Source organism: Plantactinospora sp. B5E13 (assembly GCF_039871775.1).
GTDB lineage: Bacteria > Actinomycetota > Actinomycetes > Mycobacteriales > Micromonosporaceae > Plantactinospora.
The window spans coordinates 23,217-37,040 of record NZ_JBDPLT010000053.1; the positions used below are offsets into that span (position 1 = coordinate 23,217).

The window sequence follows — 13,824 nt, forward strand, 5'->3', positions numbered from 1 at the left end:
ACTCCTCCGACGGCTGGCGGCGCGGCCGGCCTCAAAATATCAGGATGTAACCCCCCATATCCGTGAGATCAGGCACCCTACTTCGACGTCGTCGGACGGCGGCCCGGCTACCGGTCGAGCAGCGCCGCCACCGCGACACCGGTGCTGTCGTACCGCCGCACGAGCGTGCCCACCGCCCCGCTCCGGCCGTCCACCACCTGCGACGTCACCGGCCGCCAGCCGACGTCTCCGCAGCCGAGCAGCTCCGCGACCGCGTCGGTGGTCACCGGCTGGCCGGACAGCAGGGCCACGATCCCGCTGTCGACGGCCGCCGCGCCGACCCCCGACCCGTCCGACGCCGGGTCGGGCACCGGCCCGGCCGCCCACGGTGGCACCCAGCTGTCCACCGCGGCCAGCGTCGCCGGAAACGTCCGGCCCGCCTCGCGGACCAGCATCGGGACAAACTCCGGCGACTCCTTGCGCAGCGTCGTGATCAGGGTCGGTAGCCAGGGCAGCAGGACCGGGTCGGGCAGCCGGGCGAAGGCCTCGGACAGCACCTCGACCACAAACCCGGTCAGGGCCGGCACCGGCTCCAACGCCTGCACGAACCCGCTCAGGTACTGCGGGAACGCCGGCACCACCAGCGGATTCGCCAACAGGTCGGCAGACCGGGACCGCAGCTCGTCCCGGGACAGCAGGCCGAGCTGGAACCGGGCGGCCCAGAGCAGCGCCACCTTCGCCGGCGTCTCGGGATGGGACTGCCGGACCGCCAACTCCAGCTGGGCACGGTCGCAGCCGAGCGCCAGCGCCAGGCTCTCCATCGAGAAGAGGAAGCCGAGCATCGCGGCGACCTGCCGCACCCCGCTCTCCTCCGCCACGAACGCGGTCGGCAGCAGCGTGCAGTAGTGGGCGTAGCCGGCGGTCACGAACGTCTCGCACCAGGCCGGCAGCTCCGGCCCGGCGGCCCGGTAGTAGGCGAGCAGGCGCCGGATCCGGCGCAGCACCTCGGGAGCGTCGTCGACGGTCCGTTCGGCGGCGAGCAGTTCCACCGCCCGGTTGCCGAGCTCGTCGACCAGCCGGCGGGCGTTCAGGAACAGGATCGCGTCCTCGACCGCCGCGAGGGCAGCCGCCGCCGTCGCGTCCGGCGCCCAGGCCGCCCGCCGCAGCCGCTGCTCCAGCACCTGCTCGACGGTGACACCCTCGTACCCCAGCTCGATGATGGCCCGCTGGTCCCGGCCGAGCGCCAGATCCCAGCTCTCCTGGATCGACCGCTCGCCGAGCCGCCGCTCCCCCATGATCGGTCGGACGACACCCGCCGGCAGCAGCCGACGCAGCACCCACAACAGGTCCGAGCAGGGCACCAGCTCCGGCTGCCTGGTCAGGTCGAGCAGCGTGCGCTGCACGGTACGCCGGTCCGGGGCGACGCCGAGCGGCGCGAGCCGGTCGAAGACGTCCCGGGCCAGCGGCGGCAGGGCGTCGTAGCCGACCTGGCCGATCCGGTCACCGCCGAGCAGGATCTCGCAGAGCCGCCGGACGTCCCGCCGCCCCGGCACCACGTCCTTCTCGATGCAGGTGACCGCGGCGTCGGCGAAGTCGTACGGGGTGGGTCGGGCCCGGCCGCGCATCCCGGCCAGCAGGATCGACGTCTCGAAGACGGCGATCGCGTCCGCGGTGCTCGCCAGGTAGCCGTTACGGCGGGCCAGCCGGACGATCTCCACACACCAGCCGAGCAGTTCCGCCTCGTCGAGGTCGTCCAGCACCGGTGGCCGGGACAGGAACCCGGTCAACCGGTCCCCCGTCGGCGCCACCTCCGCCGACGGGCCGGACGCGGTCCGCGGCGGTTTCGGTTTCGCCCGCTTCCGGCCCGTCTGCTGCCCCGCCAACCGGTACGGGGTCACGCCACCCCGGGTCACCGCCTTGGCCCAGGTCGCCTGGGCGATCGACACCGAGCCGGCCGCCAGCCCGAACTGCGCCTCGATCGCCGAGTGGCTGGACGGGATCAGCCCGTACCGCCACCGGGTCCGCGTCCGCGGGCTGATCGGCCAGTCCGGGGTGCCGGGCACCGACCCGAACTCGGCGACCGGGCTGGCGGCGTGGAACGCCCCGCAGACGTAGAGGCAGCGCGACCGGTCGATCCCGGAGGCGGCGAGATGCTCCCGCATCCGGGTCCACATGTACCGCTCCCGGTCGGCGTCCCGGTCGGTGTCGGCACCGTCCGGCCGCAACCGCCGGAACAGGCTGCCGATCATCACCATGACCTGCCGGTACGTGTCGTAGTCGGCGCCGGTCAGCGGCTGCTCGACGTACTGGTCCCACCACTCGGACCAGTGCCGCACCTTGCCGTGGTGCAGCAGGTACGACCGCAGTTCGGCGAACCGGGGCCGCAGGTCACCGATGCCGAGCCCGACCGCCTCGCCGTGCAGTGCCGCGCTCTCGTCCGCCGGGGCGGCCTCGGACGCCCCGGACCCGCCACCGTCGCCGTCCGGCGCGCCCCCGTTGTCGGCAGGCGTGCCCGGTTCGGCGGGCAGCCACTGGAAGACGTGGTCCGCCGACCGGTCCACCAGCACCAACTCGACCCCCGGGGTCTCCAGGGCGTACGCGATCGCCTGGTACTCGGCGGACGCCTCGGTGATCGGTGCCACGACACTGAGCGGCCCCCACGCGGACGGGAACCCGTCCAACTCGGACGCGAACGCCTGCAGCGCCACCGGGAGCCGGCAGTTGCGCAGTTCCTCCAGCATCGGCCGCAGGTCCTCGCACATCTCGAGGTAGATCACCTCGGGCTGTTTCTCCCGCAGCCGGCGGGCCATCGCCAGCGCCGACGCCGGCGAGTGGTGGCACACCGGGAAGATCTCCAGCTCCTCGGCGAACGCCCGGTCGACGTCGTCCACCATCCCGGTCAGGATCTCGGCGTACGCCCCCGGCCCGTCCGCGAAGGTCGCGGCGGCGTCCCGCAACTGCTCCCGCAGCGGCGTGAACGGGGTCCCGGTCGTGGCCGCCTCGGTCGTCACCGCGTCGCTCACGACAGGGTCTCGATCGCCTGCCGACCGCCCTCGAGGAACTCCGGCCACGGACCACCCTCGGCCTTGCTACGCGGCTCGACCACACCGTGCCAGTACTTGTTGAGGATCGCCAGATCCTCCGGGCTGCGCCGGGCCAGCGAACCGACGAGCGAACCGGCCAGTGTCGCGGCCCGCAGGGTCCGGTCGCCGAAGAACTGACTGTGCAGGATCGCGTCCTCCAGCACACCGATCTGTTCGGCGGTGGAGAGCGCCGACTCCAGCTTCTCGTCGTCGCTGCCCGCCGAGGCCGCCGCCGCCCGCAGGTCGGCAAAGCTCTGCAGCAGGATGTCCAGCAGCGTCGGCGGCACGTCCAGCTCGATCCGGTGCCGACGCAGCAGCTCGGTGGTCCGGAACCGGACGATCTCCGCCTCGCTGCGCTTGTTCGTCACCACCGGGATCCGGACGAAGTTGAACCGCCGCTTCAACGCCGAGGAGAGGTCGTTCACCCCCCGGTCCCGGCTGTTGGCGGTCGCGATGATCGAGAAGCCGGGCTGGGCGAAGACGATGTTGTCGTCGTCGAGCTCCGGAATGGAGACGTACTTCTCGGACAGGATCGAGATCAGCGCGTCCTGGACGTCGCTGGTCGCCCGGGTCAGCTCCTCGAACCGGCCGACCACCCCACGTTCCATCGCGGTCATGATCGGCGACGGGATCATCGACTCCCGGGACTGGCCCCGGGCGATCACCATCGAGACGTTCCAGGAGTACTTGATGTGGTCCTCGGTGGTGCCGGCGGTCCCCTGGACCACCAGCGTCGAGTTGCGGCAGATCGCCGCGGCGAGCAGCTCGGCGAGCCAGCTCTTGCCGGTGCCCGGGTCGCCGATCAGCAGCAGACCCCGGTCCGAGGCGAGGGTCACGATGCTGCGCTCGACGAAGCTCCGGTCCCCGAACCACTTCTGGGCGATCGGCCGGTCGAGCCCGTCGGCCCGCTCCGAACCGAGGACGAACAACCGCACCATCCGCGGGCTGAGCCGCCAGGAGAACGGCTTCGGACCGTCGTCGACCGACTCCAGCCAGTCGAGTTCCTCGGCGTACTTCACCTCGGCGGGAGCACGCAGCATGTCGTTGGTCATCGGGATCTTTCTCCTAGCTGAGGAAACTCTTGAGTTCGAAGACGAGCTTGCGGATGTGTCCGGAGAGCACCGGAGTGCCGAGATCCTTGAACCGCTGGCGGAACCACGGGTTGACGCTCTGCTGGCCGCCGCTGCTCACCGAGCCGACCGGGATGACCCGGACCCCGGACCGGTGCGCGGCCTCCAGACCGTCGAAGACCCCCTGCGGATTCGACTCGTAGTAGTCGGAGATCCAGACCAGCACGGTGTTCTTCGGTTCGGCGATCTTCGGCCGGACCAGGTTCAGGGCCGCCGTCCCGTCCGTACCGCCACCCAATTGGGTACGCAGCAGCACCTCGAACGGGTCGTGCACCCACGGGGTCAGGTCCAGCGCCCGGGTGTCGTACGCGACCAGGTGCACGTCCACCTTCGGCAGACCGGCGAAGATCGAGGCGAGGATGGTGCAGTTCACCATCGCGTCGACCATCGACCCCGACTGGTCCACCACCACGATCAGCCGGGCCGGGGTGGTCCGCCGGGCGGTGTGCCGGTAGTAGAGCCGGTCCACGTAGAGTCGCTGGTCCTCCGGGCTCCAGTTGGTCAGGTTCTTCCAGATGGTCCGGTCGAGGTCGAGGTTGCGGAACACCCGCTTCGGCGGCACCGAGCGGTCGAGCACACCGACACTCGTCTTCTCCACCTGGGTACGCAGCACCTCCGCGACCTCGTCGACGAACCGCCGGATCAGCGCCTTGGCGTTGGCCAGCGCCACCCCCGACAGGTTCGCCTTGTCCCGCAGCAACTGCTCGATCAGCGACATGCTCGGCGTCAGCTGCCGGGCCAGCGCCGGGTCGGCGAGCACCTCCCGCAGCCGCATCCGCGAGACGAGGTCACCCTCCAGCCCGGCCAGCACCCCACCCAGCTCACTGGCGGTGGGCCGGCCCCGCAGCTGTCCCGGCTCACACCCGAGCGCCCGCTCGAACCAGCCCGCGTCAGCCTGCCAGCGGGCCAACTGGCCGGCGGTGACGTTGCCCGAGCCGGTCGCGAAGACGTTCAGCAGCAGTTTCGACACCAGGGCGGCCCGCCGGACCTCGACGGCACCGTCCCGCTCCCCCGTCTCCGAAGCGACCGGCGGCGCGGCACTGCCGTCACCAGCCGGCGGCGCGGCACTGCCGTCAGCCGGCACGGCACTCCCGTCAGCGGGCTGTGTCGCCATCAGGCCCCGGAACTCGGCGGCGAGTTCGGGGAACCGCTGCACGACCGTGTCCACCGACACCGTCGGATCCAACAACGCCGCCGGCAGACCCAGGTCGTCGACGATCGCCACGCTCGCCGACTCCAGCGACGGCTGCTCCTGCGGCTCGAAGAGGCGAGCCAGCAGCCGCCAGTAGAGCACCTGCCGCCGGTTGGCGTCACTGTCGTGCCCCCACGCACCGTCGCCAGAAAACTGGTCGGGGGCCGGGCCGCTGGTCTGATCCTTCCGCTCGTTCATCGGCGCAGCAACCGTCCGGCCCGCTCCCGCAGCACGGCGACCGCGTCACCGGCCCGCGCCTCGGCCTTCGCCACCTTCGGGTCGGTGGGACCGAGCGCCCAGTCCCCGGTGTGCACCGCCGCGGCCCCCCGCTTACCACCGGTCTGCACCGCGAACGGTTGCAGCGACCAGCGGCCGTCCTCCCAGCGGACGAGTCCGAGGCAGGCCGACGACCCGAGCACCAACTCCGGGGTGAGCGGACCGCAGCTCGGCAGCCGGGCCACGTCCACCGGCAGCGCGGAGCCGTCCAACTCGAGGACCAGCTCGCCGTCGTCGCGCCGGCCGGCCCGGTAGCCCTCCAGCAGCACCGGTTCGGCGATCCGGACCGGATGCCGGTCCAGCGGCGGCACCGGCGGGGCCGCCGCCTCGGCGAGCCGCAACCGGGCGGTGGCGAACGGGTCGACGACCTCGCCCGGCCGGGCCTGCCCGTCCCGCCACAGCAGATCACCGCCGGGCAGCAGCGGCAGGTCCGTCACCTCCAGGGCACGACGCTCGGCCAACGCGCCGAGCAACACCGGGCAGCTCCGCAACAGCCGCCACACCGCCGGCCCGACGATCGTCTCCACCTTCGCCGCCGACACACTCGTCCGGACCAGTCGTGGCTGCGCCCCGGCCGCCTCCAGCACCCCGTGGACCTGCACCTGCACCGCCGTACCGTGCTCGTGCACGTCCACGCCGAGCACCAGGAGCCGACCCGAGACCGTCACCGCGGCCGCGCCGTCCGGGCTGCCGGCGGCATGACTGAGCAGCAGGGCCCGCGACCACAGGTCAGCCCAGCGCCGGACCGGCACCCGACCCGCCGCGCCCACCGGACACGTCGCCCCGAGCTCGGCCGCCAACCCGTCGAGCAGCACCGCCAGCCGCCGCAGCTCCGGCACGCCCAGCAGGGTTTCGACGGTCCGGGCCGCCGACGCCACCACCTCGTGGTCGACCCCCTGCCACCCGGCGATCGCCAGCTCCCGCAGCCAGGCCCGGGAACCGGCGAGCACCGTGTCCGGCACCGGATCCCCGGTGCCGCCGACGCCCGGCACCCAGTCGGCCCGCGACCGGCCGAGCGCGCCGTCCAACCGGGCCGACAGCGCATCGTGCACCGCGCCGAGCAGGGCCGTCCGGGCGCCCGCGAACGCGGTCAGGTGCTCGTCGGCGATCGAACCGGCGTTGACCTTCTCCACCGCCTCCCGTACCCGGTCCGCGAGCGGGGTCACGGCCACCGCGGCCGTCAGCGCGGACAACCCGGCCCGCTGCTCCCCGGTCAGCCGGGCCAGCCCGGGAACGAGTGTGTTGTCGAAACCGGTGACCAGGTCGAGGGTCTCCGGAACACCGGGCTCGACCCCGTCGAGCAGCCCGGCGAGCTGTGTCGGGCGCATCAGCGGGCCGCTCCCGTCGCCGGGAACCAGTGCAGCTCGACGACCGGCTCGGTACTCTCCGGCACCTCCAGATAGGTCAGATGCCGCAGAAAACGGCTGAACACCACCGCCGCCGGCACCGACTCCTGGCCGCCGCGCAGCCGGGCCACCAGCTCCGACCCCGACGACACCCCGCCGCCGACGTCGACCCGCAGGTAGCGGGCGACCCGGTCGACGCCGTACTGCAGCACGGCCTCGTCGGCCAACGCGTGCAGGTGCTTGCAGGGCGTACCGCGCAGCCCACCGCAGGGCCGGTTGTTGTTGGTGCTGCAGTGGTAGGTGTGGGAGCCGGCGGAGAACGACGAGACGTACACCCGCTCGATGTCCGACCCGCTCGACACCACCCCCTGCAGCCGCCCCTCCGCCAACTCGACAAACGGCACCTTCGCCAGCTTCCGGGGGCGAACCGGCGGCAGCACCCGCACCACGCTCCGCCGTTCCCACCCGTCTCCGACCGCGTCCACGATCCGTCCTCCCGTCCGATGCCCGGAGAACATAGACCGCGCGGACGACATTTTCCGGACCCCGCCCGGCGCGGCGCAGACCGTGCGGGAACCGGCGTCAGGAGTCGGTTGGTCCGGAGTGGACAGCCGGGACACGGCGGGCCGACCGGGCCGCCGGACCGTCCGGGTGGCCGACCCGGGCGACGTGCAGCAGCCGGTCCGGCGCGACCCCCAGCAGTCCGGCGAGCCCGGCCCGGGCCGCCGGGGCGTCGACCAGCTGACTCGACGGATGCAACGCCGCCCCGGCCACCTGCAGGGTGAGCCAGACCCGCAGCAGCACCCGACCGAACGTCACGACGGCCGCCGGCTCCGCCTCCGCCGGCCCGACCAGGACCAGCAGGTCACCGCCGAGACCGGCCGGACTGCCGGCCGTCGCCAACAGCCGGGGCAGCCCGACCGGTCGCAGCACCAAATAACCCGCCAACGCCGCCCGCAGCCCGGACGCCTCCACCCGGGACAGCCCCAGACAGCGGTCGGTGAGCCCGTCGGCGTGGTAACCCGGATGGGTCGGGGTGAGCCGCAGCCACGACCGCAGTTCGGCGACCACCGCCGGATCGGCGTACAGGTGCCGGTCCGCGACCCGGTACAGCCGCGCCAGCCGGTCCACGCCCGGCACCACCCGGACCTCGCCGCCGGCCCGCCGGGCGACCGCGTCGACCGCCGCGACCACCTCCGCCGACAGGCCGGACCGGTAGCGGCCCCGATGCGTACGGCGGTCCCGCACGTGCCCGGCCCGGAACGGAGTGTCGTAGCGGTCCCGAGCCGGCCGCAGCCACCCCACCCGCCGCTCGCCGAGGTCGTGGTCCGGTACGAACACCGCCCCCAGCCCGGCGTCGGCGGCGACGACCAGACAGGTCTCGACAAACGCCCCCAGCGACAGCCACAGATCCCGACCCGTCGGGTCGCCCGCCGGCAGGGCATCGGCCGGATCCCAGCCGACCCGGACCGCCCCGTCCTGGTACCGCAGCCGCCAGGGCTGGGTGTTGTGTGCGCTCGGCGCCCGCCAGCAGAGCGCCTCCAGATCGCGGAACGCCTCCACCTACACCATCCGCTCGTAGAAGGTGTACCCGTGCAGCGGACGGCCGCCCATCGCCCGGAACTGCGCCGCCGACGCCGGATTGTCCCGGCCGACGTACGTGCTGCGCAGCGTCGTGTAGCCGCCGGCGGCAAGGTTGCGGTGCAGCTGCGCGGAGAGCAGCCGCTGGTAGCCGCACCCCTGGTACTCCGGCAGCACACCCTTGACGATCAGCACCGCCTCCCGCCGGTACCGTCGACGGGTCGCCAACAGCCGGAGCTGGTTCACCCGGCCGAGATCACCCCGGACCCGGACCACGAACTCGCTGATGTCCGGCAGACACAACACGAACGCCACCGGCCGGCCCGCCCGGGTCAGATAGAGCAGCAGCGACTCGTCGAGCAGGTACGCCAGCCCGTCGGTCTGCCGGCGCAATTGGGCGGCCGAGATCCGGGTGTAGTAGCCGAGCTGCGCGAACGACGCGTTGAGCAGCTCCCGGAGCAGGTCGAGTTGGCTGTCCAGCCGGCGGACGTCGCCCCGGTGCACCCGCAGGCCGTCGGGCAGCGGTTCCGGCGGGGGCGACGGACCGACCGGGCAGATCCAGGTGTCCGACTCGAACCGCCGGCCGAAGCCGTACGCCTCGTACGCGGCCACGTACCTCGGCGGATTGTAGGCGCTGTCCAGGAAGCCCCGGTCGGCGTACCCGGAGGTGATCACCCCGCCGGCCTGGTTCGGCAGCAGCGCCACCGGCCCGAAGAGGCACTCCCGGTCACCGGCCGCCCGGGCGGTCGCGGTCATCGCCGCGAAGAGCGGCTCCGCCGCCGACCCGGTGAACTCGGTCAGCCCGAACAACTGGCACCGCCGGCCGAGTTTCACGTCGAAGTCGGCGTCGGTGTGCAGCGTGGTACGCGCCACCACCTGCCCGGTGGCGCGATCGCGGAGCACGTACATCGGCACGCCGGCCCGCCACCAGCGCCAAATCTGCTGTCGCGGGGTCGGTACGAAGCGCGGCTCGTCGGCGTACACCCGGTCGGTGAGGCCGAGGAACTCCCGCAGGCCGCGCCGGTCGACGACGCGTTCCAGCCCGGTCCGGCTCACCGCCGCACCGCCGGGCCGGTGGCTTCGCCGCCGACCGGGGTGAAGGTCGGGATGTGCGCCATCTCGGTCGACTCGGCCCGCCACACCCCGTTGGTGTAGCCGTCCGGGTCGGCGGTGTAGAGCCTGATGTAGCCACCGGTCGCGTGCCGGGTCCCGTCGGTCACCCACACCATCAGCCGACGGTGGTGGCGGGACCGGGCGAACCGCAGCATCGCGTCGCGGTCGGCGAAGAAGGCGATCGTGCCGAGGGTGAACGGGAACTCCCAGTACACGGTGTGCCAGCGGTATCCGGACATCCGTTTCAGGTCCCGGACCATCCGGATCCAGACCGGCCAGAGCCGCAGGATCGCCAGCGGCCCCCGGTACCGGGTCGCGCCGACGAACATCGCGCCGGCCCGGGCCGGCGCCGGCGCGCGGGAGAAGTCGCGGGTACGCATCGCTCACCCCACCAGGTAGACGTTCTTGATCTTCTGCTCTCCGGCGAACGGGCCGGTTCCCGCCGCGTGCAGCGCGATCCGCAGGTCGGCGGCGGCCGGATCCTCGGCCAGCGACTGGGCGAAGTCGCGGGAGACCGTGGCGAGGTGTCGGACCACCCCGTCGCGGCAGGCCTCGACCAGCGCCGTCCGGACCGCCTCCGGCAGCTCCCGACGCAGCTCCAGGTGGATCACCGGCCGAATCTCCAGCGCCGCGTCCTCGGCCAGGTCCAGGCAGAACCGGCTGATCTGCCCGGCGTACGGGTTCCCGGTGTAGAGGCCGTACTCGACGTCCTGCGGGTAGAGGTTGGCGCCGAGGTAGGAGACGGTCGAGTCGCGTCGTCCGAACAGGAACAGCAGCGGCAGGGTCATCCGTTCGGCGGCCAGCGCCCGCCGCCCCTCGCCCCACCGCGCCGGTTCGCTCCGGACCAGGTCCACCACCTTCCGGTACGACCACAACACCGCCTCGTCACCGACGTTGTACCGCAGCCGGGGCTGGAGTACGTCCAGGTCGGCGACGGTGCAGAGCAGTTCCCGTCGCTCGTTCGTCTCGAGGTAGGTGACCAGCGGGTTGTACTGGAAGATCATCGGCAGCCGCTGCTCGTCCGCGCCGAGCAGTGCCGCCCGCAGCGCCGGGTCGGTACGCAGCCGCCGACGCAGCCAGACGGTGAACGCGGTCTCCGCCCCGAGGCCGATGGTCAGGTCCGAGGCGCCGTACGCCGACCGGACCTTGTGGAAGCGCTCCTCCAGGTACGCCCGCAGCGCCTCGGTCATCCCCTCTCCCCCGCAGCTGGCGAAGATGCGGTACCGCGCCCAGGGGAAGCCGTCGGCGTCCAGCCGGTCCCGCAGGTGCTTGAGGAACGGCGGGTACGCCGTCACCAGGTAGTCGAAGTCGGGGCCGAACTCGCGCAGGGTGTCGACGATCTTGCCCAGGTCGGGGCCGGTGTTCTTCACGACCGCGATCCGGGACATCGCGTTGCCGGTGGTCGTACCGGTCGCCCAGGCGCCCATCGAGTAGGCGTTGATGACAAACCGCCGACGGCTCGGGAAGACCAGGCTGGTGTAGCCGGCGATGTCCCGGTGCACCGCCCGCAGTTCGCGTTCGCCGCGCGGCCAGTTGAACGGCCGGCCGGACGAACCGGCGGACTCGTCCACCACCACACCCCGGGCCGGTAGCCGGCCGCCCCAGCACCGGCTGGCGGCGTCGCGGCCGAGCACGTAGCTCTCCTTGCCGGTCTCCGGATAGTCGGCCAGGCGTCGGCGTTTCCCCGCCCCGGTCGGGTGGTCGCGGAGGAGGTCGCGGTACGCCGGGACGTGTCGCACGGCCAGGGCGCAGACCCGCCGGGCGTTGGCCTTCGCGAAGCCGTCGAGCACCGGGCGGTGTCCGGCGGCGCTCCACCGCCAGAGCACCGGGTGGCTACGCAGCAGGCGGAACACCATGGTCGACAGTCGCCCGGCAACCATCGGCCGGAACCGGCGCCGGTCCCGGCGGTCGTCGGCTGTCGACCGTTCGACTGTGGACGGAGCGGTCCGGCGCGGCAGCGTCTCGGTCATGTCAGTGATCCTCGCCAGCGTCCGGCCGTCGGGCCTGAGTCGCGGCGCGGGATCCCGCTGAGTATCCGTGCTCAGTGGACCGGGTTTGACCATCCGCGCCGAGTGGGCCGACCCATGGTGGGTCGGCCCACTCGCTCTATAGCATCCTAGGACAATAGGTTGTATCGCATCCGGTCGGTCCGGACGACCGGGTGGACTCAGCCGGCGCTGCGGGCCATCGCCCGTACCCCGACGGTCAGGCCGAGCACGGCGGTGATCAGGGCCGCCACCCATCCCCACAGGACGGTGCCGGAACCGAGCTGGCCGGCGAAGAGCGCCCGCTCCGCGTCGACCAGGTAGGCGAGCGGATTGAACCGGGCCGCCACCCGCATCCAGCCGGGCCCGGTCTCCAGCGGCAGCAGCATGCCGGAGAGCAGCATCAGCGGGAAGATCAGGGTCTGCTGGACCACCCAGAACATCCACTCCTGCCTGCGTACCGCGATCGCCAGCGCGTAGCTGAAGGCGCCGAGCCCGACCCCGAAAAGCGCGAGCAGGGCCAGCCCGACCAGCGCGCCCACCGGATACAGCCGGAAGCCGAACGGCAGCATCACCAGTACGATGATCACCGCCTGCCCGGCCAGCGGCACCATCTCCTTGAGCGCCCGCCCGACCAGCAACGACGACCGGGACAGCGGCGTGACCAGCATCCGTTCGTGCGCGCCGGTCTGGAACTCGAACAGCAGGTTGGACCCGGTGGCCGAGGTGCCGAACAGCGCCGTCATGACCAGGATCGCCGGAACGAACCACTGCCAGACCCCACCCGACCCGAACGCCGCGCCGGCCTGGCCGCCGAGCGAGCCGACCAGCAGCGGCCCGAAGAGGGCGAGGAAGACGATCGGTTGCACCATGCCGAAGACCACCGAGAACGGGTCGTGCAGCAGCGGGCGCAGCTCCCGGGCCAGCACGATGCCGACGTCCCGGACCAGGTCGCGCGGTCCCGGCCGCCTCGACAGCACGACCGCCGGCCGGTCGGTGACGGGGATCGTGGTCATGCGGCAGCCGCCTTCCGGGTCTGCGGGTCCGTGGCACCGCCGCCGGGCTCCCCCTCGCGGAGGCTGCGGCCGGTCAGGGCGAGGAACACGTCGTCGAGAGTCGGCTGGTGCAGCAGCGCGGTGCCGACCGGTACGTCGGCGGCGACCGCGGCGCGCAGCAGCTCGGGGAGCGCGGCGGGCCCGTTGCCCACGTGCGCCTCGACCCGGTCCCCGTCGACCACCACGTCCCGGGCACCCGGCAACCGTTCGACGAGCCCGGCGAGCCGGGCGGCGGCGTCCGCCCGATCGGCAGGTCCCGTCCCGCAGTCGGAGTCCGGTCGAACGGCCGACCCCGGACCGGCGATGGTCAGGACGATCCGGTCCCCCGCGAGTTTCGCCTTCAGCGCCGCGGCCGAGTCGTCGGCGATGATCTCGCCGTGGTCGACGATCACCACCCGCTCCGCCATCGAGTCGGCCTCGTCCAGGTAGTGCGTGGTCAGCACGATCGTCATGTCGGCCGCCGAGCGCATCCGCAGCACGTGGTCCCACAGGTTCGCCCGGTTCTGCGGGTCGAGCCCGGTCGAGGGTTCGTCGAGGAAGAGCAGCGGAGGGCGGTGCACCAGGCCCATCGCCACGTCCAACCGTCGCCGCTGCCCGCCGGAGAGGTCGGCGACCTTGCGGGTGGCCAGGTCGGTGAGGTCGAGGGCGTCGAGCAGCTCGTCGGCCCGCCGCCGCGCGTCCCGGCGGTCCAGGCCGTAGATGCGGCCCTGGGTGGCCAGCTCGTCCCGGACCCGCTGTGCGTGTCCGGCGCCGTTGCCCTGGCCGACGTACCCGATCCGGCGCCGGACCTGGCCGGGTTCGCGTACCACGTCGTGTCCGGCGACGGTGGCGGTGCCCGAGGTCGGGGCGATCAGGGTGGTCAGCATCCGCATGGTGGTCGTCTTGCCGGCGCCGTTCGGACCGAGTACGGCGACCAGCTCACCGGGGTCGACGTGCAGCGCGATCCCCCGTACGGCGTGCACGGTCTGGCCGCGTCCCAGCGCAAAATCCCTGGTCAGGGCGTGAGTGTGGATCATCCGTCCACCTCGCGCCGGAGGTGTCTCCGTGAGGTCATGGCAGCACGCTAGGCATGACTGCGGTCAGT

Annotated in this window: 11 protein-coding genes; all 11 read right to left on the reverse strand. The window is 72.6% G+C overall.

The annotated features are described in order from the left end of the window. Positions 1-107: 107 nt before the first annotated feature. Positions 108-3,002, reverse strand: a complete 2,895-nt coding sequence (locus ABGB05_RS31350; protein ID WP_347657554.1) for a DUF5682 family protein — start codon at positions 3,000-3,002, stop codon at positions 108-110. Beyond that, complete coding sequence (locus ABGB05_RS31355; RefSeq protein ID WP_347657555.1) at positions 2,999-4,114, reverse strand: AAA family ATPase; 1,116 nt, start codon at positions 4,112-4,114, stop codon at positions 2,999-3,001. Before ABGB05_RS31355 ends, ABGB05_RS31350 begins: the two co-directional genes overlap by 4 nt. A gap of 13 nt (positions 4,115-4,127) precedes the next feature. Further along, complete coding sequence (locus tag ABGB05_RS31360; RefSeq protein WP_347657556.1) at positions 4,128-5,582, reverse strand: VWA domain-containing protein; 1,455 nt, start codon at positions 5,580-5,582, stop codon at positions 4,128-4,130. After that, a complete protein-coding gene (locus ABGB05_RS31365; protein ID WP_347657557.1) occupies positions 5,579-6,988 on the reverse strand; it encodes a hypothetical protein in 1,410 nt (469 codons plus the stop codon). The genes ABGB05_RS31360 and ABGB05_RS31365 overlap by 4 nt, the downstream gene beginning before the upstream one ends. Further along, positions 6,988-7,455 carry a hypothetical protein gene (locus tag ABGB05_RS31370; protein WP_347657583.1) on the reverse strand — a complete coding sequence of 156 codons (468 nt, stop codon included), beginning with the start codon at positions 7,453-7,455 and terminating at the stop codon, positions 6,988-6,990. The genes ABGB05_RS31365 and ABGB05_RS31370 overlap by 1 nt, the downstream gene beginning before the upstream one ends. A 133-nt stretch (positions 7,456-7,588) precedes the next feature. Continuing rightward, entirely contained in the window at positions 7,589-8,569 is a 981-nt protein-coding gene (locus ABGB05_RS31375; protein ID WP_347657558.1) for a nitroreductase, read from the reverse strand. Continuing rightward, entirely contained in the window at positions 8,570-9,643 is a 1,074-nt protein-coding gene (locus ABGB05_RS31380) for a hypothetical protein (RefSeq protein ID WP_347657559.1), read from the reverse strand. It lies immediately after the preceding gene. Continuing rightward, entirely contained in the window at positions 9,640-10,080 is a 441-nt protein-coding gene (locus ABGB05_RS31385; RefSeq protein ID WP_347657560.1) for a DUF4188 domain-containing protein, read from the reverse strand. The genes ABGB05_RS31380 and ABGB05_RS31385 overlap by 4 nt, the downstream gene beginning before the upstream one ends. Positions 10,081-10,083: 3 nt before the next feature. Continuing rightward, positions 10,084-11,670, reverse strand: coding sequence for a phenylacetate--CoA ligase family protein (locus ABGB05_RS31390; RefSeq protein ID WP_347657561.1), 1,587 nt, complete (start codon positions 11,668-11,670; stop codon positions 10,084-10,086). A 197-nt stretch (positions 11,671-11,867) separates the two neighbouring features. Further along, positions 11,868-12,701 carry an ABC transporter permease gene (locus ABGB05_RS31395; RefSeq protein ID WP_347657562.1) on the reverse strand — a complete coding sequence of 278 codons (834 nt, stop codon included), beginning with the start codon at positions 12,699-12,701 and terminating at the stop codon, positions 11,868-11,870. Beyond that, the gene (locus ABGB05_RS31400) at positions 12,698-13,756 is read right to left on the reverse strand and encodes an ATP-binding cassette domain-containing protein (protein WP_347657563.1); all 1,059 of its coding nucleotides are present in this window, start codon (positions 13,754-13,756) and stop codon (positions 12,698-12,700) included. The genes ABGB05_RS31395 and ABGB05_RS31400 overlap by 4 nt, the downstream gene beginning before the upstream one ends. Between the last annotated feature and the right edge of the window lie 68 nt (positions 13,757-13,824).

Excerpts from the sequence above, each read along its gene's own strand:
- ABGB05_RS31355 (WP_347657555.1), bottom strand. The coding sequence starts at position 4,114 with ATGACCAACGACATGCTGCGTGCTCCCGCCGAGGTGAAGTACGCCGAG.
- ABGB05_RS31360 (WP_347657556.1), bottom strand. The coding sequence starts at position 5,582 with ATGAACGAGCGGAAGGATCAGACCAGCGGCCCGGCCCCCGACCAGTTT.
- ABGB05_RS31365 (WP_347657557.1), bottom strand. The coding sequence starts at position 6,988 with ATGCGCCCGACACAGCTCGCCGGGCTGCTCGACGGGGTCGAGCCCGGT.
- ABGB05_RS31385 (WP_347657560.1), bottom strand. The coding sequence starts at position 10,080 with ATGCGTACCCGCGACTTCTCCCGCGCGCCGGCGCCGGCCCGGGCCGGC.
- ABGB05_RS31390 (WP_347657561.1), bottom strand. The coding sequence starts at position 11,670 with ATGACCGAGACGCTGCCGCGCCGGACCGCTCCGTCCACAGTCGAACGG.
- ABGB05_RS31395 (WP_347657562.1), bottom strand. The coding sequence starts at position 12,701 with ATGACCACGATCCCCGTCACCGACCGGCCGGCGGTCGTGCTGTCGAGG.
- ABGB05_RS31400 (WP_347657563.1), bottom strand. The coding sequence starts at position 13,756 with ATGATCCACACTCACGCCCTGACCAGGGATTTTGCGCTGGGACGCGGC.